Raw genomic sequence first — 23,672 nt, 5'->3', positions numbered from 1 at the left:
TACGGACAATCCTCCCACACGAATTGCCTCATCGACCCGTTTGCCGTTCACCGGTGACGCGATACAAACGCCAGGCCGAAGGGTCCATGCCGCCGTCGTTGGGAACCTCGAGTACCAGCGCTCCCACACCGCCGGCCCCGGTGTCGTACATCGTCGGATAGCGCCGATTGACCGCGTCCGACACACCGCGACCGGTGTTCGGCACCGACAGGATGTATTCGACGTGATGTTCGGCGGGGTTGTTCAGTACGCGCACGAAGTCCGCATCGGAAGGCACGACGAATTGCCGAGGGTTGTTCGACGACGCCACGACGGCATAGCTCTGCACGGTGTCGAGCAGAACCGACCCCTCCGGCAGAGCCAAGTCGTCCAGGTACCTGGCGATGCGACGCTCGGCCGCAAACGTGCGCAGATTCGTCTGCTCCTCCAGGTTCTGCCGGCCCGGAATGATCGCACTGGCAATGGAATGCTCGAGCACTGCGATCCGCGCATTACCCATCGCGACAAACGTGACCAGCGTCGACCCGACCAGCAAGCACAGAGAGATCACAAGGGGCAGAGAGGGCCCCGACTGCTCGGGGTACGTCGATACCGAGCGTGACGCAGCAGCCCCCGGTCGACGCGTGACGACCGGCGCACCGCGAGGTGCGATCAGGACGACCAACACGAAACACAGCGGAATGATCGAAATGTAGAAGCGCAGAAGGGGAAACGTCGATCCCATCACGTAGAGCAAGGTTTGGGCACCGAGGATGGCGCCGAACAACACAAGAGGCACGACCACTTCGGTGTCGCGCCGCCGAAGTGCGTAGATGATTGCAAGGACCGCGAGCACCGGGAGCGCCGGGCCGAGTACGGCCATTTCGGTAATCGAGAACGCAAGACGGGCGATCGGTGAGTCGGTTCCGGCACCAGCCTGCTCCAGGATGGAACTGTTCCCGTAGACCGACGAGAACTGTTGGAACGCTTGACCTGTGATGAGCCAACTGGCAAACGACCACAAGGCGAAGGCAAGGAATCCCGGCATCAGCACTACGGCACCGTCGAGGGCTGCTGCCCAGAGCCGCAAGCCAGGCCCCGCGCCCTCGCCGCGCTCGTCAGCAGTCGGGCGGAAACGAAGCCAACTCACCACGGTCACCAGCACCACCGCGACGAACAGCGGGGCCAATGCGTCGTATCTGGTGAGGTACGCCAGAGCGAAAGCGAGGCCGGCACCGATGAGGTCGTGTACGTCGTCGCTTCGCATCCACCGAATCAACCGACGTGTCGCCCACAGAACGAAGAAGAGGAACGGAGCTTCGCTCATTCCGCTCGCCGCGTACATGACGATCATCGGGTTGACAGCGAACAGCACGGTCAGGACGACGGTGACCCATCGCGCACACCCACGGTCGCGGCTGATCCCACGTACCTGAATCACAGCACCAGCCATGAAGGCCGCGGACATCACGACCGCAGTGATGTTCCACCGCAGCAGATCCGGCCACCAATGACCCATCAGGCCCATCGGAATCTGGACTGCCGCCGTCAACGGGGTGAACACGAACCCGATCGCCGCGAAGTGCGGATCACGGCTGAGCAGCATCGCCGACACCGCGGCGACGCGGCTGAGCGAATCGGTGAAGATGAACCCGATACCCGCGTTCATCCACACGCCCAACGCGGTGTAGATCGCGAAGAGCGCGACGAACATCCGCCATGGCTTGCGGCCCGGTAGATCGTGGACCGCGACGGACAGGGCCGGGCGATCGGTGACGGTCACTGTCCGCGACGCCGAGCTACGAGCACACCACCGACGGCAACAGCGATCAGAACCACGGTCCCGAATCCGATCCAGCCGATCGTGACCGCGCTCAGTCCGGTCTCCTCTTCGGCCGAGGCCGCGGTGCCCAACGGGGCGACGTTGACTCCGACATCGAAGGGCTCACTTCCCCGAGGCGCGACCAGGAGATCGCCGGTCAGTTCTGCGAACCGGTCCTTCCCACTTTCCAACCAGTTGAGCAGACCGTCGGCATCGGCCGCATCACCCTCAGAGGTCAGCGCCACCACTTCGTTGTGCGAACCCGAAACCACCTGCAAGGCACCGTATTGTCCACCGAATTCAAGACCCTGCAAGCGCAGGAGCCCTTGATCTGCTGTGTCCATGGGTAGAGCCACCGGAGTGGGAAGCTTCCCGTCCGCCGCGATCAACAACGCCGGCAGCGAACTGGTCGCCGCGTCGCCGAAGGGGAGCACACGCGGTTGCAGCGGCAGATAGCTCAACCGCTGCATCGCGACAACGAGGCGCTGCGCGCGAACGAGATCTGCGAAATCACCGTGACTCAAACCGACATCGAGTGTGGGCAGCATCGACTGCGGTAATGCCTGGAATCCTCCAGGCGTCGGCGGGAATCCGGTAGTGGACGTGATGGTGCTTGCCGGATCGACAGTGAGCGAAGACGGGCTACTGGTGCCGCATTGGAAGTCGCCGGTCACATCCATCGAGACTTCGAAGGTCAGGTCGCGACGCAGGAGTTCGTTCGGAACATCGACGCCGATGTCGAAGCGCCCTGTCTCGTTCACCGTCTGCGAAGCAAGCCGTGAGTCCCCCAGCGAAATCGACAGTTCTCCGTTGCGTGAATTCGGCAGCGGTACATAGGAACCGATCATTCGGATCGACACGTCCTTCATCGGACGCCCCAGTTGCGACTGGCTGAACGGGACGTCGACCTCGATGTGATTGAGACCGGAAGCCGTCAACGTTCCGAGCTTCAGCTCACCGACGGTGATGGCGTCCTGGGAAATCTGGGCAACTGTGTTGTCCGGTGACGCGAGCGCCCTGCTCGCCGCCCAGTAGCCGTCGAAGTTCGCCGCCAACAGACTGACCTGAGGAACGAGGGTCTTGTCGTCCCCTGAAATTCGCAGCACTGGTGCACCATTCGGAGCAGCCGCGAGATCGATGCCGGCGTCCCCACTGTTGCCGAGTACTACAGCTCTCTCGAACAGTCCCGGCTCAGCGGACGGCAGACTCTGGCCGTTCGGCAGTTGTTCCACCACCACGGCGTCAGGCTGACTTCCGTACTTGTTGACAATCGCTGCACTCAGCTGCAGAGCCGCACTCTGCTGTGACCGTGACGAACCATCCGTGACGTAGATGGTTGCCTTCCTCAAAATCGGCGGAAAGAAGGTTGCAACAGTCGTGGGCTGCTGCTCGGCACCGTCGTAGGCGACAAAGGCATCCCGGAGCGCAAGGGGCTGGTATCTCGTTCGGTCGTAGCAGCGGTCGTCGACGGGAACGAGGTGAGCGATCATCGACACGGTCACGCTCCGGTCGACCACTTCGAGACCTTGCAACGGAACCGAAATCGGTAGGCCGGTTCCGGCCTGCCCGGCGTCGAAGTCGACGCGGCTCACCAATCTGCCGTCCGCAGTCACTTCGAGCCAACCCCTACTGAAGTCGGTCGGGGCGGTCAGGATTCCGGTCACGGCTGTTGCGGTGAGTCCGTCCGGCACCGGCACGGTCACCAAGACGGGTGCGTCATCAGAGGAGAACACGATGTCTGTTCCTCGTCCGAGTTCGGTGAAGGAGATCGGAGTTGTGGCTGCGGCGGCCACCGAAGTATCTGCGTCGTCCTCGAAATCCTGGGCGGAGGCGACACTGCCGAGCGGAAGCAACAAAGTGACCGCGACAGCCACCGGCATTGCCAGCGCGCGCGTCAGCCAGGTTCGAGAGTGGCCCATCAGCGTGTCTCCTCGACATTTCTTGTTTCCGCGCAATCACCAAACACAAATCACGAGTAGCAATCTCGCCAGTTCGCGACGGTCGCAGGTCCGATCGCACCGTTACGGACAAACAAACCATAACGACCAATTTATGCGTTTGGCTAATTATCCCGGCGGGCGAGACTTTTGTTACGGCATGTCACATGATTAGCAATCACCACCATTGGGAAGTCGAAAGACGCCACTGAAAAGCCCGTCAATACGCCTGAACGTCCGTCCAGTCCGGGCGCTTCACGGGCGGAGAATTCTCAGATAAAGGAAGCTGTGACGATCAATTCGATCATCCCCGCCGGCAAGAGTGCGATCGGGAAGCTGGTCGGTGCGCCGTTCCACTTCGCATCATCGCTGCGCATGGCCAGGGTTTTTCACCCTCACGGGATCGAACTGAAGGGAACATTGAAGCCGGCCACCCCATGGTGGCCGGTATCGGAGTCGTCGACGATTACCGTCACCGCTCGAATGTCGAAAGCCCTCGGAACACCCGGAGACCTACCCGACGTACTCGGCCTGGCGCTTCGGTTGCACGATGTCGGCGCAGATGAAAACCCGTGGGACATTCTTCTCGCAACATCAGGACTTTCTACCTTCTCGAAAATGTTTCCAGCTCCGGCTTTCTCGTGGAACGGCGCGAGATACAGCACACTGGTTCCTTACTCACGCGCGGGCGGTGCCGCGGCGTGGCTGATCGTGACACCGCGCGGTGTCCATCCGGCCGGCACTTCTTTGTCAGCATTGAAAGCTGCGGTCGATCATTCCCCGCTGCACTTCTCCGTGTACCTCGCGAGGATTCAACTTCAGTTGATACCGATCGGACATCTCTGCCTCGACGAAGTCGAGGACCACCCGGATTGCCTACAGCCGTCCTTCGATTCGATTCTGAACACACCGGCCCACATGCGCATGCTTCCGGAGTGGCTCGCAGAAACGCGCAAGTTCGCGTATCGCGGTAGCCGCAACGGCCGGGGAGGCACACAAAAGCGCGGTTGACCGGACATGCCGATCAACCGCGCTGAAGCTCACTCAGCTTGTGAACTTGTCCTTGATATCCGAGACCTTGTCACTGACAGTGTCTCCGGCCTTCTTGACCTTCGCCTCGCCCTGATCGGCAACACCCTCGGCAGCCAGATCATCGTTGCCCGTGGCGTTTCCGAACTTTTCCTTCGCCTCGCCGATGAGATCCTCAGCGCGGTGCTTTGCCTTGTCGATGAAGTCAGACATGTATTTCTCCTTCTTGAATTCGGTGTGGATTCGGTCGTGCGTTCGGCCGTGGAATTCGGTCGTGGATTCAGTCGAACTCGAACTGCGTGGACAAATGCGTGTCAGCGTTTTCCGGTGACTGCCTTGACCAGGAACAGCAAGATGACAGCGCCGAGGAGGCAAGTGAGGAAGCTGAAGATCCAGCCCGCGCCCTCGACATCGACGCCGAAGACTCGAAGCAGGAAACCACCGATCAGACCGCCGATGATACCGACAACGATGTTGAGGAAGATCCCCTGCTGCGCATCGGTTTTCATGATCTTACTGCCGATCCAACCCGCCAGTCCACCGATGATGATCCAGGCGATGATACCGAGAGGAAGCATTTGGACTCCTTAGAGTAAAGAGGGGCGGCGCAATGAGAGACTGCCGGTAAAGGGAGAGTTCCGAGCGATCGGCCCGCGCAACTAGACCGTGATCGCGGGTAGTGTTTGCACACAACCGGACTCTCCGCCGCACGACGCGGGGGATCGTGCACTCAGTAGCAGCCACATTGTCTGCTTACCTTTCTATCAGGTGTTCACGACAGAACCAAAATGACTGGCGATTCACCACATACGAGAAACGACACTCACCGACGCGCACATGATCAGCGTCACTACGATCGCGATCGCCATCGAAGTGACGGTCGCCAGGAGCACCGTGACGCACAGTGCCACAGCAACATCCATGACTCTGTGCACGATCGGGAGGTCTACCAATACCCGGCCGTCGGGAGGCTCAAACCTCGATTGATCAGAGAGTTCTCGGCTCATCGTGTTTCGCGCTTTCCACGGCGATGTGAGTTCTGGTCGCGATGGATGGATCACCGACCACCGCAGCGACTTGATCCCCCGTGTCGGTGACGCGAGAAATCAGCTCGGACAACGTTTCCGATCCGGATACGACGCTACGTCTCAATGTCACTCGCAAATCGATCGTGCGAACTCCACGATCGAGCAACGCTTTTCCTCGGACACGCGACACTTCGTCGAAGTCCTCCAGTGATGCGCTCGCCCCTTCCGCCACCGCACCCAGATCCGCGGTGATGGAATTGTGTGAGTTCGACCCATGGACGGCGATCTCCTTCACCCGACGCAGCGGCACATGCGCGATCAACCACCGCAACGCGAGGAGGACTAGCAGTACTCCCCCAGCTCCGACAGCCCATGGCCACCACGAGTGATCGACAAGATCTTCAGCCCACGGGATCTCGATACGCGCCGGGAAATCCTTGATCACGTCGCGATTCCACAGGATCGCTGCAACTCCCACCGCTATCGCGAGCATCCCCACGACGCATGTCGCCACGCGATCCATCGCCGTCGCCGTCCGAGTCATGACAGCGATCCCGTCTGGATACGAACCTTGATTCGCGGCGATGGTGACAGCGACCCGGCCAAGTCCCCCAGCACCGCACGGATTTCCGATTCAGCGGTGGCGGCTCCATCGGGCGTGACCGAGGCCTTCACTTCCAGCTTGCGCCGGGTCGCGTGTGACGAAGCGGATCGAACCTGGGCCAGTGACTCGACGCGAACAGACGCTATCGCCGCTACATCGACGGGATCGATCCACGTATTCGCGACTCCGACCAAGGCATTGGCAGTCTTTCGTCGCGGTTTGAGTCCGAGGATGACGAACCACAGGCCGAGAACGACGGCTGCGATCCCCGCCGGCAACATCCAACCCTGGTACGCGAGCCCGTCCACATATGCGGCAGCACTTGGTATCCACTGCGACCCGGTGATCACGCCGGTATCCACCAGCGCGTCGCGGACGCCGACCACGCCGAGCGCAAGTAGCGCCGCGGCGATGAGGAATCCCGTGACGGCCGATCCGGGCGCCGCAAGGGGAACAGGAGCAGCAGCCCTCGAGGCAGTGGGTGGTGCGACCTTGTCGGCGGTCATCGCACTTTCCTTCCCGCGTCACGCGTGGTCGATGCCGGGAGAACGCTCACGATCGCCACGTCCACGCCGTCTACGTCCAGGCCCGATACAGACTGCAACTGGGTTGTCACGTTCTCTCGCACCGCTGTACCGATGACCGACAAGGATCCGGGCCACTCGATCGCGATGTCCACCTTGGCCCGTACCCGCTTGCCGGATACCAGCACTCGCGCCCTCGGCAGTTCACGCCCGGTCAGTTTGTCCATGCCGCCGGCGTGATGACGCACCCCCGGGGTCCCGCGCGTCGCCTCGAGAACCAACTTCTGCGCGACTCTGTCTCGAATCGTCAGCGTTCCACGATCGCCCGGCTCGGCAAGCACAGACGACTCCGGTCGAGCTGTCTCAGCCACGTCCGCGACCCTTCAGCATCACACCGAGATCGAACTCGCCGTCACGCTGACCACCGACGAGGTATCCGATCACACCGAGAACCAGAGCGATGAGGAATCCGGTGAAACCGCCTGCAGCAGCTGCGACTCCGAGAAGTAGTCCTGCCAGTAGGCCGACAGTCGAGGTGGTCATGTGAATCCTCCGTTGTGGATGATGTTCGATGGTGCGAGTCAGATCTCGGTGTAGGTCTTGGCACCCGGAAACCGAGCGCGCAAACGCGTGTACTGGGTCCGAGCGGGTTTCGCTATCTGCCGCATCGTGCCGCGCAGTGTCCTGCGCACACCCACACCGATCGGGGACGCGAAGTCCCGGTCGACGCGTTCGAGCGCTCGATTGAGCGCGTCGGCAGATCCGCCCACGTCGGGGTGGTAGTTCCTGATCGCCTCTCGGCGTGCGGATCGTCGATCAGGAACTGAACCCCGAGAGTGCTCAGGCATCGTGCGCACGACCGACTACGTCTTCCACTGTCACGTTCACGGGGCCTGTAACGAGTCCTGAAACCGCTTGGCGGATACGTAAAGCCGTATCTCGAACGGCGGCGTCGGCGAAGATGCACACATGGATGTCTGTCGACGACTCCGTCACCCGCACGCCGACGACGCGGCGACCGGGGAGGTAAGTGCCAACCTCGCCGAACATTCCGGCATGAAGCGAGGCGACCCCAGGTATCCCCGTCACAGCCGCCGCGATGGTGTCGGCGATTTCGGAACTCACTGCACCCGTGCAGTCTTGGGCTCGCCGGTTTCGTCGTCACTGCCCTCGTCGAGGTGAACGTCGTGAACCGTGATGTTCACCTCGGTCACTTCGAGACCCGTCATCCGTTCGAGCGCCGCAATGACGTTGCGGCGAATGCCGGTGGCCAGATCGGCGAGCGATACGCCGTACTCGGCCACGATGTCGATGTCGACCGCTGCCTGCTTTTCGCCGACCTCGACCGATACTCCCTGGGAGTGGTTGACACTCGCGCCGGGGATCCGCTCGCGCAGTGCCCCGACAACCCGCGACGCTCCGCCGCCGACGTCGTACACGCCGCTCACCTCTCGCGTAGCGATACCGGCAATCTTCGAGACAACGGTGTCGGCGATCGACGTCTTTCCTTGCGAACTCACGAGAGCCGAGTCGTTCGATGATTCAACATCCTTCGTAGATGCTGTCGCAACCTGCGTGCTGACCATTGTCATCTCCTCCTGTTGATCGATCTACCTGTGTAGTCGCCACTCGAAGGCAAAACCGAATGCCCCAGTCAGGTGACGTGCATCACTGACACTTGTTAGTTACTGTCCGTAACATTCAACGCCCCGGCCGGGCGAACAATCTTCGAACGCAGCCGAGTTTTCCGCATTTCCGCGAGAGGAGCGACTGTGGCGTTACCGCACACACAGGGGCTCACCGAAGCACCTGACGGTTTGGACACCGCGACAGTGAACGCTGCGATACTCGGCGACCGAGAAGCATTCGAGTCACTGGTGCACTACTACGGACCTGCACTTCACCGCTATGCGCGTCGCATGCTCGCAGACGAAGGTGACATTCTCGAGGTAGTCCAGGACACCTTCGTGGCCGCCTGGCGTCGACTCGATTCGTTTCGTGGCGAATCGTCGATGCGAACATGGCTTTTCGCGATCTGTTCCCGAAAGATCGTGGACAGCTATCGAATCAAGAGAGCTCAACCGATCGACGACAGATTGCTCGATCCTCTCGTGCCGTCTCCCGAGGCCGGCCCGTTCGACACGACCTCGAACTCCGCGTTCCTCGAGGCACTGGAAGAAGCGTTGGGTGAACTGCCTTATCGCCAGCGTGCGGCATGGACGCTGCGAGAGGTGGAGATGCTCACGTTCGTTCAAATCGGCAAGATTCTAAGACTCACCCCGGATGCGGTGCGCGGGCATCACCATCGTGCACGGGCTAACCTGAGTGAACGAATGACGAGGTGGCGATGACTGAATCACGAACCGACGCATTGATGGCGCACGCATCCGACGTCCTGCGGAACGCTCCCGAGCCGGGCTGGGATCGAATCAGCGACAAGGTGATCCGGGCGCTACGGTCGACCTCGGCGTCCGGTTGGCCGCTCGACGCACACGCGTCGGAAGGTCCACGTCTAGGCACGGTGTCGGTGAGCGATCACGTACTCCGCACCCACTTGGCCGCCGAGATACGTTCTCGGCACCACTGCTCGCCGAGCAGCATCGAGTTCTTCGTCGACGGCCACGAAATACGTTCACTACGTATCGAACTGGCAGCGCCATACGGAGTGGATCTGGCCGAACTGTCGGACCGGGTTCGATTCACCGTCGTCGATGTCGTTCACCTGATCCTCGGCGACACGGACCCACCGGTCTCTGCAGAGAGCATCCACGTCGCCGTAGCCGACATCGTCGATGATCTACCTGCCGAAGGGAACACCAAAAGCCACTCCGAACACTAGGTGTTTGTTCAGCAAGTGTTTGGGAACCCGGCACTCATGACCACTCCCCCACCACCGGATCCGGGCCCCGCCCCCGACCCGGGGCCGCCGACACCACCGGCGCCGACACCACCCGATCCGATGAATCCGCCGCCCGTGCCACCGACTCCGACGCCACCGAACCCGTACCCTCCGGATCCGATCCCGCAGATCTGACGTCGGCTGCCCCGAACTTCGGAGTTCAACCGCCGAGTTCGGCGATCATCTCGCTCAACGATTCTGCGGCGATACGTAGTTCACCTTCGTCGGGGTTGTCGGGTGAGGACGGTAGACGTTCGGCCAACTGCTCGCGAGTGACAAGCGAGATACCCTCGAGACCGAACCCTTCTTCATCGGGGACGTAGATCTCGATCTCGCCCCCGACCGCTACCAGTTCCGAATGGGGGCCACTGCCCAGCAGTGCACGCAGGTGTTCGGTCGTCACGGTCATATGGTTCACGTGAAATCTCCTGCTTCGGTGACAGCTGACTTTGCCGGTATGGACTCGACGTGACGTACTGGCTCGACGTGACGCACTACTCCCTACTGAGTACCCCTCGCGGGTGAGCAGGAAACGACAAGTACATGAACAACGACTTCCCGAAGGAAACGCACACCATGAGTGAACAGAATTCCACCGACCGCACGGATCAGACGGACGAGCCGCAGACCACCGGCACCGACCACGGTCCGGGAACCGGCTCCGACACCGCACCCAAGGACGTTCAGACCGATCCGTCGGGCGAACGTACGTGGGCCGACGAGGGCGGAGCCTCGAGCACCGGCCCGGCGACTGACACCGACTGATCCCGGAAGGTCTGAACCATCGGGACCAAGGTCCCGTGGGCCGACGCTCACGGGACCTTGAAATCCGTACGGATCTAACGCTTTTCACCTGGGTTTTCGCGATGCGGTAAGGTAGGCACTCAGCACGGTTGAGTACCCAGCCGTTGAAGACGAGCACGGTTCGTGCGTTGCTTCCCGTGCCGTTTCCCGGTTTCGAACGAAACCGTTTCGAACCAGACCGTTCGAACGAACCGTTTCGAGCAATCCGTCAGGAGTTTCGATGAACGAGCTTTCGAGAACTACAGATGAGCGTACGGACAGTCCCCCCACCTTCACGACGACCTGTGCCGAAAACATTCAGTCGCTCGTGGTCAGCGGCGAGATCGACGTCCGGTCCCGAGCTGATTTCGCTGCCTGCGTCGACGACCTGATCGGTGAGCGACACCCGTTCGTACTCGACTGCTCGGACGTCCAGTTCATCTCCGTCGGAGGTCTTTCCATCATCGAGACTCTGTCGGCCAAGGCACGGAGGCTCGGCGTGCCGTGGACGCTCGTCGCAGCGCACCCTGTCAGGCGTCCGCTGTCTCTTCTGAAGATGGACACCGACATCGTGTACACCGACTCGACAGCCGATGCAGTCGCGTACCTGTCCTCGACCTCCGTCCTGGACGAGACCCTGGCGGAGCCGATGTCGGCGTGAGTACCGATCTCGAAAAGCTCTCCGAATTCGTCGTCGTCGCAAACCGACTGCCGGTCGATCTCGAAACCGACGAAGACGGAAGCAAGAACTGGAAGCGAAGTCCGGGTGGGCTCGTCACTGCGCTCGAACCCATCCTCCGACAGCGGGATGGCGCCTGGGTCGGCTGGCCGGGGGTCGCGGACGAGAAGGTCGATCCGATAGTGGTTGACGGCCTTCGTCTGTTTCCCGTCGAGCTGACCTCTCAGGACCTCGCCGAGTACTACGAGGGGTTCTCCAACGACACGTTGTGGCCGCTCTACCACGACGTTCTGGTGGCTCCGACGTTCGAGCGGTCGTGGTGGCACACCTACGTCGCAGTCAACCAGCGGTTCGCCGAGGAAACCGCGCGTTGCGCCGCGGACGGAGCGACTGTCTGGGTGCAGGACTATCAGTTGCAACTTGTGCCGGCGATGCTGCGCGAGCTGCGGCCAGATCTGACGATCGGGTTCTTTCTTCACATCCCGTTCCCTCCGGTCGAGCTCTTCATGCAGCTTCCGTGGCGCAAGGAGATCGTCAGGGGAATGCTGGGCGCCGATCTGATCGGCTTCCACTTACCTGGTGGCGCAAACAATTTCCTGTTCTTGGCCCGCAAACTTCTCGGCCTCAAGACGACGACCGCGGGCGTCGGTGTTCGAAGTGCGCTCGGGCATGTGGATTTCGATTCTCGCGTCGTCAAGGTGGGCGCCTTTCCCATCTCCGTCGATTCTGCCGAACTCGAGCGCCAGTCGAAAAGCGATTCGGTCCTGCGTCGCGCGCGCGAATTGAAGGAAGAGCTGGGAAATCCCGAGAAAATCTTGCTGGGAGTCGACCGGCTGGACTACACCAAGGGTATCGACCTGCGGCTTCAAGCCTTGAAGGAACTCCTCGACGAGGATCGTCTGGATCCGGAGAAGTACACGATGGTGCAGCTCGCGACGCCCAGTCGTGAACGCGTGCAGCACTATATCGACCTGCGTAGCGTCATCGAAGAGCAGGTGGGCCGCATCAACGGTGACCACAGTCAGATCGGCCGCCCCGTCGTTCATTATCTGTATCAGCCGGTCGACCGTGAAGAACTGATCGCACTGTTCGTCGCTGCCGACGTCATGCTCGTGACGCCGATGCGCGACGGGATGAATCTGGTGGCCAAGGAGTACGTGGCCTGTCGTGGCGACCTCGGAGGTGCTCTCGTTCTCAGCGAGTTCACCGGTGCCGCAATGGAATTACGACAGTCATATCTGGTCAACCCGCACGATTTGGACGGCGTGAAGAATACGATCCTGACCGCGGTTCATCAGGATCCGAAGGAAGGCCGTCGACGTATGGCTGCGCTGCATCGACAGGTCATGACACACGATGTGCATCAGTGGGCCGAGTCGTTCCTGACTGCGCTTGCCCCACCCGGACCGCTTCCGGACGATCAGTTCGTCACGGAGCGTGAGTCGAACTTTGCGCGCAACAACTGACCCTCACGGGCTTGCGTCAGTGCGCTCGGAGGCTCGAGCTAGGATTGGTTTCAGTTCATCGTCAAGCAGCGGCTGCGAACTGATCTCCTCGACATAGCCGTGCAATGCTGCATCGGCCCAGAAAGACAGGCCGACCATGCCCCTCACGATGAAGTACTCCGAAACCTACAACGACGCTCTCATTGCGCTCGCTGCCGCTACTCATCGGCCGGCCAACGTGGTGAACCTGTTCGGCGAGTACGCCATTCGTGTTGACCTCGAATACAACCGGTTCCTTCTGGCGACCAATACCGCGGCTGGACTCTCCGATCGACCCGACAACGGAGAATCATGGCTGGTGCGGTTCTTCCAATCCGAGAACACCGACACTCCGGATCGCCTCCTCGCGGAGGCGTCGCATCAATGGTTGGTCGATGCTTTGGACGCCGCGCTCGAACAGATCGCAGCGGCAGGGAACAAAATCTCCGCCGACGCGGACTTCGGCGACCCTACCCGCACCGAAACTCCATCCTGAACGGCATCGTCTCGAGCAGCACCACTAGTCCCCCTCGGCGGTCAACTGGCTGATTCGAGCCGCTAAGACTGCATTCTCGGCCTCGAGGGACAGAATCAGACGAATACCGACGAGATTGACTCCGTCGTCGATCAGCGCGGTGATTCGTCCGAGCGTATCCAGGTCGGCCTCGCTGTACCGGCGCGTACCGCCATCGGTGCGGGTTGGTGTGAGCAAGCCCCTTCGCTCGTAAAGGCGCAGCGTCTGAGGTCCTACCCCGGACAGTTCAGACATCACTGAGATCCCGTACACGCCGCGCAGCGCCCGGGTCTGGGATTCCGACGTCACTGGAACCTCCTAGTTCGGTGTCGGCTGTCTCAATCGGCGTCACCCGACCTTAGCACCATCACGCAGTGAATCTGACGCCCAGGACATAGATTCAAGCGTGTCCAGGACCACTGACAACAAGAATCGTCGAGCAGAAAAGGCGTGAAATGGCAGATCAAAGCCGATTTCGACAAGATTGCACAATGCGCTTTCCTTCGCCCGCGAATCGAAGTAGCCTTGCCAATTATCTACATCGGCTGATATAGATTTTGTAGCACCTGAAAGCGCCATAACTGGAGCTCGAAGGCGCAGAACACCCAGACGTCGGAGTCGGTGGTTCAGCCGACTCCCACACGGCACACTCTTCACCGGGAGCAAGATGACGACGATCGACATCCCGCCCACACAGGGCGAGAGCACCACCGGCATCGGAATCACTGTCGCAAGTGCGACTTTGACAACCGAAGAGGTCAAGCGCCGAATCGCGATGATGTACGGCGACCCGGTGACAGAGGAGCCAGTAGCACTCGCGCACTGAACCTGACCGACACGCGATCCGATTGACGATGGCGCGAGACCGCCCCACTGGAGGGCGATCCCCATCAAGACGAGAGGAAAACATATGTCCGAGTTCACCGTACCGGGACTGAGCAGCGCAGACGGTTCGTCCGTCGCCGATATTCTGCAGGAACGCCTTAGCGCCTACAACGATCTTCACCTCACGCTCAAGCACGTTCACTGGAACGTCGTGGGCCCCAACTTCATCGGCGTGCACGAGATGATCGACCCCCAGGTGGAGTTGGTTCGCGGCTACGCCGACGATGTGGCCGAACGTATCGCGGCACTGGGTAACTCGCCCAAGGGCACCGCGGGAGCAATCGAGCGCGATCGAACGTGGGACGACTACTCCGTCGGCCGCGACGACGCTCGTGCGCACCTCGCTGCGCTCGACCTCGTCTACACCGGGATCATCACCGACAGTCGCACCGCAATCGACAGTGTCGGCAAGATCGATCCGATCACCGAGGACATGTTGATCGGCCAGACGGCGCAGTTGGAAAAGTTCCAGTGGTTCGTTCGTGCTCACCTCGAGAACTCGGGTGGCAGCCTCGTACACGAAGGCGCGTCCACCGAGCAGGATGCCGCAAATGAGGCGCGTCAGAACTGATGCACCGTCCGCGGTTTCGGCCGATCGGGGGTCGGCCGAAATCGCACTCCCCACAACAGGAAAGGGCAAGAGCATGTCTGCGGACTCGCGCGGCACGTCGACACAAACACGTCGCGAGTATCAGATGTTCGTGTTGCAGCAGCGTTTGTTGTTCGGATCGATCGTGGCAGGCACCGCCCTTGGAGTTCTCGCGATCACCTACTTCTGAAATATCATCTGAAATATCAGGGGCCGCAACCGTCGAAGACAGGACAGAAACGACACAATCATGAGTTCGAGCACTCTCCGCTCGATCGTTCGTAGCGATCGATTTGCGGCAAGCAGTTCTTCTCTTCTGCTCGTGGACAGCGATTTTCGTATCCAGGGCGCAAACGACGAATACCTTGCCGTATCCGGTCGCAGCCTCGATCAATTGCACCGAGTGGAAGTGTTCGAAGCCTTCCCCGACAATCCCGACGACTCGTTTGCCGATGGAATCTTCTCGTTGACAGCGTCATTCGAGCGCACGATGCGGTCCCGAACTCGGGACGCACTGCCGACTCAGCGTTACGACGTGCGCGACGAGCGCGGGAGCGGGATGTTTGTCACCCGCTATTGGAATACGGTGAATTCCGCCGTCACCGATGATGACGGCAGGGTCATCGGTGTGCTTCATCGTGTATACGAGGTTCAACGACCGCTGGCTCAGCAGTCCAGTTCGGCGTCAGACGTCCTCACCCGCCTTCGCGCGGAAAATGACGAACTGAGAAGAGCTTTGGATTCTCGGCCCTTGATCGAGCAGGCCAAGGGATTACTGATGGCCGAGCGTGAGTGCTCGGCCGACCAAGCCTTCGACTTTCTGGTCCAGATGTCGCAGGAATGGAACGTCAAGGTGCGCGACATCGCCGGTGGTCTTGTCGCCGCAGCAGAACGACGTGCCGTGGATCGAAAGAATTCCTGACGACCGGGATTCAAAAGTTGTACGGCTGGGTAATGACCGACCAGAGGTACCCCCGAAATCTTCCCCCTCGAGGGAGGAGCCTCGAAGGTCCCGCCGGTTCAGGCCGGCGGGACCGAGCTTTGCCTTAACACCCGACCTGGATCCGCGATCCGAGTCGAGTTCGTCACGCAGCGAAGGGAACGTCCATGTTCATGCGCTCCTACACATCTCCCAGGCCCCTTGCCGACGAGTGGGATTGGCAACTGTCCGGCACCTGCCGCGACACCGACCCCGCTCTGTTCTACGACGACACGAACGAGCGCGGCTCCAGGCGAGCGAAGCGCGAGAGTTCGGCGAAGCTGGTGTGCGCCAGATGCCCTGTCGTGCAGAGATGCCTGGTGCACGCCATCCAGACCGGGGAACCCCACGGAATCTGGGGCGGCATGACGGCGACCGAGCGAGAATCGTTGCGCAAAGCTCGAACTGAACCACTGATCAGTGCCGCGACGAGCTCACGAGAGTAGACAGGAACCTCAGGGCCTGGCCTCGTGGTGCCGCAAACCGTGCGTGCGGCGTCGCTCCTTCATCTCGGCTTCGAAGAGGTGCGGCACTCCGCCTGCCAGCTTGTCGCGCACCACTTTCTCGCATTCACGAAAAAACGACCAGTAGTTCTCGTCGAACTCTTCGACCAACTGGAAAGTCCAGCGCCCCTCGACCACGTTCCGGCCCATCAACTCGCCCTCGACCTGGTCGGCCAGGTCGTCGTTGCCGCTGGATCGCAGTAGCTCGACGACCTCGTCGAGCATCAGATCGGCATGCCCTATCAGCTGATGGAAGTCGTACAGAGCACCGCGTGCCCGTTCCACCGTTTCAAGGGCGTTCGACAGCACTCCTGCCGCCTTCACCTCGTCATCAGTGACACCTTCCGGTCGTATGTGTACGGGGATCTGTCTGTCCGAATGGGTGTCCATGAAGCGGCTGTACCCGAACGACGCGAAAATGAAAGATGAGGATTCGGTACGTCCGCACCACAGGTGATGTGTCTCACAATTCATCCTCTAGTTCGGGTAAAGAGGGTTAGTTCGCCGGGCGAAGGGTAATCCAAGGCCATGAATACTTCCGGGGTAGAGATGGCTGGCACGCACGGCCGGTACCGGTCCTTGCCTCGGTCCGCCGGAATTACGCCACATCTACCTACAGGAAGCCCCTTGATCCCTCTGTCGAGTCCGACCGAAACCGAACTAACTCACGACTCCATCGCCTCGCTCCGCGTCCGCGCGTCGTACTCTCAACTTCCCACTCTGCGCGGAATCACCCGAACGGTTGCCAACAACACCGGACTCGATGTCGACGGAACAGCCGACCTTGCTCTGGCGATGGACGAAGTCGCGAGCATCCTCATCGGCCACGCGATACCGTCCAGCGACTTGACCTGCCGATTCGACACCGTCGGCCGCACACTTCGGACTGTCGTGTCCGTGATCGCGCACTCCGAGATACCCGACAAGTCGCACAGCTTCGGATGGTTCGTTCTCGAAGCGCTGGTCGATTCCGTCCGCTTGGAACAGTCGGAAATCGACGCGGACGGTCACATCACCCTGACGATGACGCTTGAAAAGGGCTTGCCCCAGGAGCGTGCGTGACCGCTGTCCCACCGGACAAGAAGGACCAGTACGAAACAGCTGTCGAACTGTTCGTCTCGATGGCCTCGCTTCCGCCGAATGATCCCAGCCGAGAAAAAATAACCACCTCGATCATCGAACTGTGCCTACCCCTGGCCACACACGTCGCTCGCCGATACCAGGGGCGTGGCCAGCCTTTCGAGGACTTGGAGCAAGTTGCTCGCGTCGGGCTCATACAGGCCGTGCAGCGATTCGACGTCGACAAAGGATCGGATTTCCTCTCGTTCGCCGTCCCGACCGTCATGGGTGAGGTTCGCAAGCATTTTCGCGATCACGGCTGGTCCGTGCGAGTGCCTCGTAGCCTTCAGGAACGGCACCTTGCCCTCAACCGGGCGCTCACGACTTTGTCCCAGACGCTCGGCCGTGCACCGACAGTCGCGGAACTCGCCAAGGAACTCGACATCGAACCGGACGAGGTCGAACAAGGTTTGACCGCCGGTAATTCGTACCGAACCACACCGCTCGACACCGCGTCCGCCGGCGACGGGAGTGGTCTGACTCTGATAGACACTTTGGGACAGTACGACGAAGCGATCAGTCGGATCGACAATCACGAAACCCTGCGGCCCGCGCTCCTGGCACTACCGGAGCGCGAGCGCACGATCGTCGTTCTCAGATTCTTCGGCCATCTCACCCAATCCCAGATTGCCGAAAAGGTCGGCATCTCTCAGATGCATGTATCCAGAATCCTCACTCAGTCACTGAAGCAGCTACGCACCGAGATGGGTGAAATCTTCTGAAGGTACGTCTCGAGGATCAGATGTATTCCTGTGCAAGACGTTCCAGCTCGCCTCGATCGATGAGACCGGGCTGGCCGATGTCGAGGGCCTCGAGATACTTGTTGGCGAGGCGGTAATCGTGCCCCCACCGGCCGTGCTCGCCGTCCTGCTCGGTGCGCTGCACACTGGAACCGGGCGGAACCTCGTCCCGCAAACCGTTGGTCTCCGCGCCGATCAGTGTGTCGAGCTTGGTCGAGATGGCCGTGAGTGCATCGCGGTCGTTCATCTGATTCCCTTCGTCCGGTGACGCTGATCTTCCACCATACCGAAGCGTCGACCAAAAACATTGCACCGCTTAATATTCGACCTCTCACCTGGACCGATTCACGCCCTCGAGCTACACTGAACGGTACCGAGGTTGAGAATACAGCCGGGGTTGAAGCCACTGGCGCTCGGTTCGCATCAAGGCTCTGGATCAGGTGAGCATTTCCTGCGCACATCTGTACTGTTCATTTCCATTGAGCTCTAAAGCTTTCCACGCCTGGACGCATTAACTTTCCGCGCCGCCAGATCGGTCGTCAGCCTTTCGATGAAAGCACACAGACCGGATCTGCCATGAATCTGAATGAACTCGACCACACACCGATCGATTCCATCGATCCCTCAACACAATTGGGGCCGATCGTGGAAACGCATGGTTTCGCGGCCTGGCGGATAGCGCCCTCGACAGTCCTGATCCAGGTCGAGGTCGACCTCGACAAACTCTCCGCCCCAGCACTACGAGAACTTCTCAACTCGTACGCTGCGGAGTGGTCTCGCGTCATTCTGGACTTGTCCAACTCACTGTTCGTCGGTGCGGTCTGCCTCGAACTGTTCGCCGAGCTGAACTCCCGTTCGCGAGCCAACGACTTCCAGTGGGCCGCGATCGGGTCACACCCGCTTCGACGCTTGCTTCGCGCGGCGCGGGCGGAAGAGGAATTCCCGGTCACCAACTCTGTCGAGGGAGCAATGCGCGCGCTCGACGAAGCAGAGAAGTCACTCGAAGCCTCCTGACGCGACGGCTGCACCGGCGTCGAGCGCCGGGCGCTCGCAGCGACTAAGGTTCGTCGGGCTGTCCGACGAGCTGAGAGAGACCGAGAATGACAATCGCCAAGCGCCTCGATGCCTTGCAACAGAAGCATCCGGCCCTGGGGTTCCCGATAGCGGTCCTCTACAAGTTCCTCGACGATCAAGGTGTTTATCTAGCCGCGCTGATCGCTTACTACGGCTTCGTCTCGCTCTTTCCTCTTCTTCTGTTGCTCTCGACCATTCTCGGCTTCGTGCTGTCGGGCAACCCTGAGCTTCAGCAACAGATCTTGGACTCCGCGCTGCATCAGTTTCCGGTGATCGGTGACGACCTGGGCAATGCGCAACAGATCGGCGGCGGTGTCACGGGTCTGGTGATCGGAATCGTCGGTGGTCTCTACGGTGGCCTCGGTGTCGCTCTGGCTTGCCAGAACGCGATGAACACGGTGTGGTCGGTGCCCCGAAACATGCGACCGGATCCCATCCGCGGGCGTCTCCAAGGGCTACTACTCCTCGGCACGATCGGTCTCGCGATCTTGGGGACCACCGCTGTCTCCAACATCGGCGGTGCGCTTCATCTGGGCGGTTCGTTCAGCTTCCTACTGACCCTTGCGGTAGTCGTCTTGAATGCGGGCATCTTCATCGTCGCTTTCCGGCTCACCTGCGCCCGCCCGCTCTCGGTAGCCGATGTGGCACCTGGAGCGATCGCCGCTGCTGTTCTCTGGCAAGCACTTCAGTCCTTCGGTGCCCTCTATGTGACCTCTGTGGTGCGGGGTGCCTCCACCACCAATGGCGTCTTTGCCATCGTTCTGGGTTTGTTGGCCTTCTTGTTCCTCGCTGCAGCCTCGATCGTCATGTGTGCGGAAATCAACGTCGTGCGAGTCGACAAACTCCATCCGCGGGCGTTGTTGGCTCCGTTCACTGACAACACCGAACTCATCGAAGGCGATCGGCGCACCTTCGCCGATCAAGCAAAAGCACAACGCGCGGTTCCCCACGAGAACATCCATGTGACGTTCGACGGGCACACCAAACCCGACGATTCGGACTGATCTCGACCCCGATCGAGTTGGGTATTTGGTCCCCTCCTCGGTATCGGGGTGGCATTCTGCGCCGCGAATCCAGATTTAACACAGGTGTTGTCATTTCGCGCTGCATCGAAGGGACGAATACATCACAGCAGGTAAACGCGCATAGTTGAACAATCACCTGCTTCCGACGTGGTCCCGGAACGGGACAAAGCCGTCAAATACTGCAACTCGCCATGCATGTAATTGGAGACAGAAAAAGAAGAGCATGGCAGGATCAGGTGTGAGACCGGACTCTCGATGGGAGGGCTCGGCTCGATGGATCCAGGAGAATTTGGTTATGGCTCAGGGCAGTGTCAAGTGGTTCAACGGTGAAAAGGGCTTCGGATTCATCGAGCAGGAAGGTGGCGGACCGGATGTGTTCGTTCACTACTCGGAGATCCAGGGCAGCGGCTACAAGTCCCTCGACGAGGGCCAGAAGGTCGAGTTCGAGATCGGACAGGGCCAGAAGGGCCCCCAGGCTCAGAACGTTCGCGCCATCTGAGTTCGATCCCAGTCTGACTTCAGACTGAAAAGGCTGGACGCTGCACCGCATGGTGCCGGCATCCAGCCTTTTCTTGGTTTCCGGGTCGTCTTGGTTCACGGGTCGGGCTTGTTCCGAATATTGGCACCGGTTACGTCGCTCGCGCCCGCTTCTTCTTGTGGGAGCTGTCGCAGAACGGCGCGATGCCGGTCCGCCCACATCGACACAATGCAACCGTAGAGCGCTTGTTCTCTATCGGAGTGCCGTCGTCACGGAGCAACTCGAAGTCACCACGCACCAGCAGCGGGCCGTCCGTGCAGGCGGTTATGGTGGTGTTGTTACCGGGAACACTCGGTGTTTCGGCAGATGACGATTCGGGAAACGCGGTCATATGTCCTCTTCAGTTCTCGATTCGGCCACTGGTGTGCCCACTTCCATGCCTGTTCCACAGGCCCGCGGCCCACTGAGCGCCACTCTCGTTTCCATTCTGCGCTCCTCGGCCGATCCGAGGGAGATTACGGCTGCCGCTGACGCGTACGAGGATGCACAGTCCACCGACCTCACCTACGACATTCTTTGTGACGACGACGCTCAGCTGACCCTGACGCTCCTCTACGAGCTTCATTTGCAGGGAATCGAGAACGTCTCGGACAAATGGGAGTGGAATCCGGACCTGCTCGCGGTGCGGTCTCGGCTCGAAGAGCGTTTCGAGTCCGCCATCGCGCAACTCGTGGGGACAGTGGAGTCGTCTGGCGACGTCGTGGCCGACCTCTGGTCGATGACCGCCCCCAGTGCAGGCCCAGGTCTTGCGTCCTTCATGGCGAAAGATGCAACGATCGATCAGTTCTCGGAGGTGCTGATTCACCGTTCGCTCAATCAGCTCCGCGAGGCGGATGTGCACACCCTCGGAATTTCGCGCCTCTCCGGTGCCGTCAAGGCCGCCCTCGTCGAAGTGCAGAGCGACGAGTACGGAGGCGGCCGCGCAGAGCGAATGCATTCGCGTCTTTTTGCCGACACCATGCGGGCTGTGGGTCTTTCGGACCGCTACGGCCACTACATCGATTCTGTTCCCGCGGTAACGTTGGCGTCGTTGAATGCTCTCTCGCTCTTCGGTTTTCATCGCCGCCATCTCGGAACGCTGGTCGGGCACCTGTGCGCTGTCGAGACCACGTCTGCGCTGCCGAGCAAACGATACAGCGCAGGACTGCGCCGACTCGGATTCGGTTCGGGCGCGACACTGTTCTACGACGAGCACGTGGAAGCGGATTCCGTTCACGAACAGATCGCCGTTCGGGACCTTGCCGGCGGTCTCGCTTCTTCGCAGCCGCACCGCACTGATGACATCTTGTTCGGCGCCGCAGCGTGCCTGGCGTTCGACGATCTTCTCGGCGATCACCTCACATCGAGTTGGGAGAAGGGCAAGACTTCGTTGCGCGAATGATCACGAGTTGTTCGATTTCCTGACCGGTGGTGATCAACCCTCGTGCCTCGAGCATGGTGCGCCTCTCGCGCATCACGGGCCCGAAGGGAACGTACTTCCGGGCTGAAATCTCTACGGCCATACCGTGTTCTTCGAGTATCGCCTCGGTCTTGTCGACCCCACACAGCACCGATTGCAAGAGAAGCAGTGTGCCGCCCGGGACGAGCACCTCGTGCACGGTGGCTGCGATCCTGTCGATGAGGGCGCGTCCGTCCTTTCCTGCGTCCCAAGCACGTTCGATTCCAGCGGTAGGGAGATCATCTGCAAGAGCAGGGACGTACGGCGGGTTGGAGATCACCAGATCGAAGAGTTCGCCGTGCACCGCCTCGGTGAGGTCGCCACGACGGGAGTCGATCGAGGTTCCGTTGAGGATCCCGTTGAGACGAGCATTGGCACACGCGCGGCGAGATATGTCGACCGCGACGACGTGGCCTGCGCCTGCCGCGGATGCCGCGACAGCGAGGGCGCCGGTCCCCGTGCACAGATCCAGCACCCGACTGCGAGCGGTGAGGCGCTCGAACAGCAGCGCATCCGCCAGTAACGACGTGTCGTGTTGCGGTGGATACACACCAGGTAAACGCAGGATCATCATCGGCTCCTCTTTTTCAGGCGACATCGCACATCGCTGCGTGCGGCTACCCAGGAACCTCGGATTTCATGCAACATCGAAGCAAAGACCGCCTGGAACGGTTACATCGCCGCACTTTGCGGAGTAGACCTGAATCATGACAGGCAATGCGGACACCCCACAGGGAGCCGCGGCGTTTGCTTCCGCAGCAGATTCGCTCGACACCCTCGCCGAAGCGATTGCCGGACTCCGGTCCACTCTGAACACGGACGCGCATCTCGACTCCATGCTCCAACGTCTGGCCGAGACGGCGGTCAAAGCGCTGCCGGATGCCGATGCTGTCAGCGTGACGGTGCTGTCCGCCGATGGCCCACGAACTGCTGCATCTACCGCGGACTACCTTTCCGCGATAGACGATGCCCAGCATTCCGCCGATCGTGGTCCGTGCGTTGACGCCGCGCGCACCATGTCGTCGGTTCGGTCGAAGGTGGGTGATCACGACGACAAATGGCCGGAATTCACCGCCGAGGCCCGGAAACAAGGTGTCCGGTCCTACTTGTCCGTGCCGCTCACCATGGGCGAAGGAAGCACCGAACTTCTCGGCGCGTTCAACGTCTACGGATTCGCCTCGACAGAGTTCAAGCCCTTCGACGAAGAGTTGATGAAATTGTTCACCGCCGGTGCGGGCGCGGCGATCGCAGATTCACGACGCTGGCGTCAGGCACACGAGCACATCGAACAGTTGCACTGCGCCATGGAATCTCGTGCCGAGATCGAACAAGCCAAGGGCGTGCTGATCGCCATCCACGGCATCGACGCCGACGAAGCATTCAGCCGACTCGTTCAGCAATCGCAGCACACCAACGTGAAACTGCACGAGGTGGCCCGGATGCTCGTCGATTCGGTGCGCCACCGCCGGTTCTGAAGATTCTTCGGTGCAAAACCCCGTT

General features: G+C 60.7%; 37 protein-coding genes. 19 read left to right on the top strand and 18 right to left on the bottom strand.

Annotated features, from left to right (window positions below; translation table 11 throughout):
* Nucleotides 1-28: 28 nt before the first annotated feature.
* Together ABH939_RS19335 and ABH939_RS19330 are read right to left on the bottom strand one after the other, a co-directional pair.
* Nucleotides 29-1,762: a glycosyltransferase family 39 protein gene (locus ABH939_RS19335; RefSeq protein WP_212633946.1), complete on the bottom strand. Its 1,734-nt coding sequence runs from the start codon at nt 1,760-1,762 to the stop codon at nt 29-31.
* Nucleotides 1,759-3,720, bottom strand: coding sequence for a hypothetical protein (locus ABH939_RS19330; protein ID WP_065352047.1), 1,962 nt, complete (start codon nt 3,718-3,720; stop codon nt 1,759-1,761). The genes ABH939_RS19335 and ABH939_RS19330 overlap by 4 nt, the downstream gene beginning before the upstream one ends.
* A 306-nt stretch (nt 3,721-4,026) precedes the next feature.
* On the opposite strand from ABH939_RS19330, the gene ABH939_RS19325 reads away from it, so the two are divergent.
* Entirely contained in the window at nt 4,027-4,749 is a 723-nt protein-coding gene (locus tag ABH939_RS19325; RefSeq protein ID WP_404649979.1) for a hypothetical protein, read from the top strand.
* 33 nt (nt 4,750-4,782) lie between these two features.
* Here the strand turns inward: ABH939_RS19325 and ABH939_RS19320 are convergent, their stop codons facing one another.
* The 10 genes from ABH939_RS19320 to ABH939_RS19275 form a co-directional block, all read right to left on the bottom strand.
* The gene (locus ABH939_RS19320; protein ID WP_007726588.1) at nt 4,783-4,980 is read right to left on the bottom strand and encodes a CsbD family protein; all 198 of its coding nucleotides are present in this window, start codon (nt 4,978-4,980) and stop codon (nt 4,783-4,785) included.
* 101 nt (nt 4,981-5,081) lie between these two features.
* Nucleotides 5,082-5,345 carry a GlsB/YeaQ/YmgE family stress response membrane protein gene (locus tag ABH939_RS19315; protein WP_042925709.1) on the bottom strand — a complete coding sequence of 88 codons (264 nt, stop codon included), beginning with the start codon at nt 5,343-5,345 and terminating at the stop codon, nt 5,082-5,084.
* A 222-nt stretch (nt 5,346-5,567) separates the two neighbouring features.
* Nucleotides 5,568-5,690 (bottom strand): hypothetical protein, encoded by a 123-nt coding sequence (locus ABH939_RS19310; RefSeq protein ID WP_003943707.1) that lies wholly within the window; start codon nt 5,688-5,690, stop codon nt 5,568-5,570.
* Between the two features lie 64 nt (nt 5,691-5,754).
* The gene (locus ABH939_RS19305; protein ID WP_158170311.1) at nt 5,755-6,339 is read right to left on the bottom strand and encodes a hypothetical protein; all 585 of its coding nucleotides are present in this window, start codon (nt 6,337-6,339) and stop codon (nt 5,755-5,757) included.
* The gene (locus tag ABH939_RS19300) at nt 6,336-6,905 is read right to left on the bottom strand and encodes a DUF6286 domain-containing protein (RefSeq protein ID WP_270008669.1); all 570 of its coding nucleotides are present in this window, start codon (nt 6,903-6,905) and stop codon (nt 6,336-6,338) included. The genes ABH939_RS19305 and ABH939_RS19300 overlap by 4 nt, the downstream gene beginning before the upstream one ends.
* Entirely contained in the window at nt 6,902-7,294 is a 393-nt protein-coding gene (locus ABH939_RS19295; protein WP_042452300.1) for an Asp23/Gls24 family envelope stress response protein, read from the bottom strand. The genes ABH939_RS19300 and ABH939_RS19295 overlap by 4 nt, the downstream gene beginning before the upstream one ends.
* Nucleotides 7,287-7,466, bottom strand: a complete 180-nt coding sequence (locus ABH939_RS19290; RefSeq protein WP_003943629.1) for a hypothetical protein — start codon at nt 7,464-7,466, stop codon at nt 7,287-7,289. The genes ABH939_RS19295 and ABH939_RS19290 overlap by 8 nt, the downstream gene beginning before the upstream one ends.
* A gap of 38 nt (nt 7,467-7,504) precedes the next feature.
* Nucleotides 7,505-7,693 (bottom strand): hypothetical protein, encoded by a 189-nt coding sequence (locus ABH939_RS19285; RefSeq protein WP_007726577.1) that lies wholly within the window; start codon nt 7,691-7,693, stop codon nt 7,505-7,507.
* Between the two features lie 70 nt (nt 7,694-7,763).
* The gene (locus ABH939_RS19280) at nt 7,764-8,048 is read right to left on the bottom strand and encodes a hypothetical protein (protein ID WP_042452304.1); all 285 of its coding nucleotides are present in this window, start codon (nt 8,046-8,048) and stop codon (nt 7,764-7,766) included.
* Nucleotides 8,045-8,509 (bottom strand): Asp23/Gls24 family envelope stress response protein, encoded by a 465-nt coding sequence (locus tag ABH939_RS19275; protein ID WP_404649977.1) that lies wholly within the window; start codon nt 8,507-8,509, stop codon nt 8,045-8,047. Before ABH939_RS19275 ends, ABH939_RS19280 begins: the two co-directional genes overlap by 4 nt.
* 186 nt (nt 8,510-8,695) lie before the next feature.
* On the opposite strand from ABH939_RS19275, the gene ABH939_RS19270 reads away from it, so the two are divergent.
* On the top strand, nt 8,696-9,274 hold the full coding sequence (locus ABH939_RS19270; protein WP_007726571.1) for an RNA polymerase sigma factor: 579 nt from the start codon (nt 8,696-8,698) through the stop codon (nt 9,272-9,274).
* On the top strand, nt 9,271-9,762 hold the full coding sequence (locus ABH939_RS19265; protein WP_404649976.1) for a hypothetical protein: 492 nt from the start codon (nt 9,271-9,273) through the stop codon (nt 9,760-9,762). The genes ABH939_RS19270 and ABH939_RS19265 overlap by 4 nt, the downstream gene beginning before the upstream one ends.
* 220 nt (nt 9,763-9,982) lie before the next feature.
* Here the strand turns inward: ABH939_RS19265 and ABH939_RS19260 are convergent, their stop codons facing one another.
* Nucleotides 9,983-10,231, bottom strand: coding sequence for a hypothetical protein (locus ABH939_RS19260; protein ID WP_007726566.1), 249 nt, complete (start codon nt 10,229-10,231; stop codon nt 9,983-9,985).
* Between the two features lie 167 nt (nt 10,232-10,398).
* On the opposite strand from ABH939_RS19260, the gene ABH939_RS19255 reads away from it, so the two are divergent.
* From ABH939_RS19255 to ABH939_RS19240, 4 genes are all read left to right on the top strand, one after another.
* Nucleotides 10,399-10,587 (top strand): PI-type proteinase, encoded by a 189-nt coding sequence (locus ABH939_RS19255; RefSeq protein ID WP_136472457.1) that lies wholly within the window; start codon nt 10,399-10,401, stop codon nt 10,585-10,587.
* Between the two features lie 259 nt (nt 10,588-10,846).
* The gene (locus ABH939_RS19250; protein ID WP_209448401.1) at nt 10,847-11,266 is read left to right on the top strand and encodes an STAS domain-containing protein; all 420 of its coding nucleotides are present in this window, start codon (nt 10,847-10,849) and stop codon (nt 11,264-11,266) included.
* The gene (locus ABH939_RS19245; RefSeq protein ID WP_064075809.1) at nt 11,263-12,750 is read left to right on the top strand and encodes a trehalose-6-phosphate synthase; all 1,488 of its coding nucleotides are present in this window, start codon (nt 11,263-11,265) and stop codon (nt 12,748-12,750) included. The genes ABH939_RS19250 and ABH939_RS19245 overlap by 4 nt, the downstream gene beginning before the upstream one ends.
* Before the next feature lie 136 nt (nt 12,751-12,886).
* Nucleotides 12,887-13,264: a hypothetical protein gene (locus ABH939_RS19240; RefSeq protein ID WP_007726560.1), complete on the top strand. Its 378-nt coding sequence runs from the start codon at nt 12,887-12,889 to the stop codon at nt 13,262-13,264.
* Nucleotides 13,265-13,288: 24 nt separating this feature from the next.
* Here the strand turns inward: ABH939_RS19240 and ABH939_RS19235 are convergent, their stop codons facing one another.
* Complete coding sequence (locus ABH939_RS19235; RefSeq protein WP_003943719.1) at nt 13,289-13,591, bottom strand: MerR family transcriptional regulator; 303 nt, start codon at nt 13,589-13,591, stop codon at nt 13,289-13,291.
* Nucleotides 13,592-13,949: 358 nt separating this feature from the next.
* Here ABH939_RS19235 and ABH939_RS19230 point away from each other — a divergent pair, with 358 nt between their 5' ends.
* The 5 genes from ABH939_RS19230 to ABH939_RS19210 all read left to right on the top strand — a co-directional run bounded on the left by ABH939_RS19230 (nt 13,950) and on the right by ABH939_RS19210 (nt 16,181).
* The gene (locus ABH939_RS19230; protein ID WP_003943664.1) at nt 13,950-14,108 is read left to right on the top strand and encodes a hypothetical protein; all 159 of its coding nucleotides are present in this window, start codon (nt 13,950-13,952) and stop codon (nt 14,106-14,108) included.
* 84 nt (nt 14,109-14,192) lie between these two features.
* Entirely contained in the window at nt 14,193-14,738 is a 546-nt protein-coding gene (locus ABH939_RS19225) for a Dps family protein (protein WP_003943731.1), read from the top strand.
* 73 nt (nt 14,739-14,811) lie between these two features.
* A complete protein-coding gene (locus tag ABH939_RS19220; protein ID WP_256082897.1) occupies nt 14,812-14,946 on the top strand; it encodes a hypothetical protein in 135 nt (44 codons plus the stop codon).
* Nucleotides 14,947-15,006: 60 nt separating this feature from the next.
* Nucleotides 15,007-15,678, top strand: a complete 672-nt coding sequence (locus ABH939_RS19215; protein WP_042925720.1) for an ANTAR domain-containing response regulator — start codon at nt 15,007-15,009, stop codon at nt 15,676-15,678.
* A 191-nt stretch (nt 15,679-15,869) separates the two neighbouring features.
* Nucleotides 15,870-16,181, top strand: coding sequence for a WhiB family transcriptional regulator (locus tag ABH939_RS19210; protein WP_277921635.1), 312 nt, complete (start codon nt 15,870-15,872; stop codon nt 16,179-16,181).
* Between the two features lie 9 nt (nt 16,182-16,190).
* On the opposite strand, the gene ABH939_RS19205 is transcribed toward ABH939_RS19210, so the two are convergent.
* Nucleotides 16,191-16,628: a hypothetical protein gene (locus ABH939_RS19205; RefSeq protein ID WP_039972685.1), complete on the bottom strand. Its 438-nt coding sequence runs from the start codon at nt 16,626-16,628 to the stop codon at nt 16,191-16,193.
* A gap of 237 nt (nt 16,629-16,865) precedes the next feature.
* Between ABH939_RS19205 and ABH939_RS19200 the strand changes: the two genes are divergently transcribed.
* On the top strand, nt 16,866-17,300 hold the full coding sequence (locus tag ABH939_RS19200) for an anti-sigma factor (protein WP_003943620.1): 435 nt from the start codon (nt 16,866-16,868) through the stop codon (nt 17,298-17,300).
* Nucleotides 17,297-18,079: a SigB/SigF/SigG family RNA polymerase sigma factor gene (locus ABH939_RS19195; protein ID WP_003943639.1), complete on the top strand. Its 783-nt coding sequence runs from the start codon at nt 17,297-17,299 to the stop codon at nt 18,077-18,079. Before ABH939_RS19200 ends, ABH939_RS19195 begins: the two co-directional genes overlap by 4 nt.
* 16 nt (nt 18,080-18,095) lie before the next feature.
* Here ABH939_RS19195 and ABH939_RS19190 read toward each other — a convergent pair whose 3' ends face one another.
* A complete protein-coding gene (locus tag ABH939_RS19190) occupies nt 18,096-18,344 on the bottom strand; it encodes a modification methylase HgiDII (RefSeq protein WP_404649973.1) in 249 nt (82 codons plus the stop codon).
* Nucleotides 18,345-18,673: 329 nt separating this feature from the next.
* Between ABH939_RS19190 and ABH939_RS19185 the strand changes: the two genes are divergently transcribed.
* From ABH939_RS19185 to ABH939_RS19175, 3 genes are all read left to right on the top strand, one after another.
* The gene (locus ABH939_RS19185) at nt 18,674-19,111 is read left to right on the top strand and encodes an STAS domain-containing protein (RefSeq protein WP_054187566.1); all 438 of its coding nucleotides are present in this window, start codon (nt 18,674-18,676) and stop codon (nt 19,109-19,111) included.
* An 86-nt stretch (nt 19,112-19,197) separates the two neighbouring features.
* The gene (locus ABH939_RS19180; protein WP_003943713.1) at nt 19,198-20,175 is read left to right on the top strand and encodes a YihY/virulence factor BrkB family protein; all 978 of its coding nucleotides are present in this window, start codon (nt 19,198-19,200) and stop codon (nt 20,173-20,175) included.
* Nucleotides 20,176-20,491: 316 nt separating this feature from the next.
* Nucleotides 20,492-20,695 (top strand): cold-shock protein, encoded by a 204-nt coding sequence (locus ABH939_RS19175; protein ID WP_003943666.1) that lies wholly within the window; start codon nt 20,492-20,494, stop codon nt 20,693-20,695.
* Nucleotides 20,696-20,825: 130 nt separating this feature from the next.
* Here ABH939_RS19175 and ABH939_RS19170 read toward each other — a convergent pair whose 3' ends face one another.
* Nucleotides 20,826-21,065 (bottom strand): CDGSH iron-sulfur domain-containing protein, encoded by a 240-nt coding sequence (locus ABH939_RS19170; RefSeq protein WP_003943717.1) that lies wholly within the window; start codon nt 21,063-21,065, stop codon nt 20,826-20,828.
* On the opposite strand from ABH939_RS19170, the gene ABH939_RS19165 reads away from it, so the two are divergent.
* Nucleotides 21,066-22,115 (top strand): iron-containing redox enzyme family protein, encoded by a 1,050-nt coding sequence (locus tag ABH939_RS19165; protein WP_404649972.1) that lies wholly within the window; start codon nt 21,066-21,068, stop codon nt 22,113-22,115. It begins immediately after the preceding gene.
* On the opposite strand, the gene ABH939_RS19160 is transcribed toward ABH939_RS19165, so the two are convergent.
* Nucleotides 22,072-22,770 carry a HemK2/MTQ2 family protein methyltransferase gene (locus tag ABH939_RS19160; RefSeq protein ID WP_037131016.1) on the bottom strand — a complete coding sequence of 233 codons (699 nt, stop codon included), beginning with the start codon at nt 22,768-22,770 and terminating at the stop codon, nt 22,072-22,074. The genes ABH939_RS19165 and ABH939_RS19160 overlap by 44 nt on opposite strands.
* Nucleotides 22,771-22,879: 109 nt before the next feature.
* On the opposite strand from ABH939_RS19160, the gene ABH939_RS19155 reads away from it, so the two are divergent.
* Nucleotides 22,880-23,647 (top strand): GAF and ANTAR domain-containing protein, encoded by a 768-nt coding sequence (locus ABH939_RS19155; RefSeq protein ID WP_003943624.1) that lies wholly within the window; start codon nt 22,880-22,882, stop codon nt 23,645-23,647.
* Nucleotides 23,648-23,672: the final 25 nt, after the last annotated feature.

The organism is Rhodococcus sp. 27YEA6, from assembly GCF_044908235.1.
In the GTDB taxonomy this organism is placed as follows: domain Bacteria; phylum Actinomycetota; class Actinomycetes; order Mycobacteriales; family Mycobacteriaceae; genus Rhodococcus_F; species Rhodococcus_F qingshengii.
This window is presented reverse-complemented; position numbering and strand designations above follow the sequence as displayed.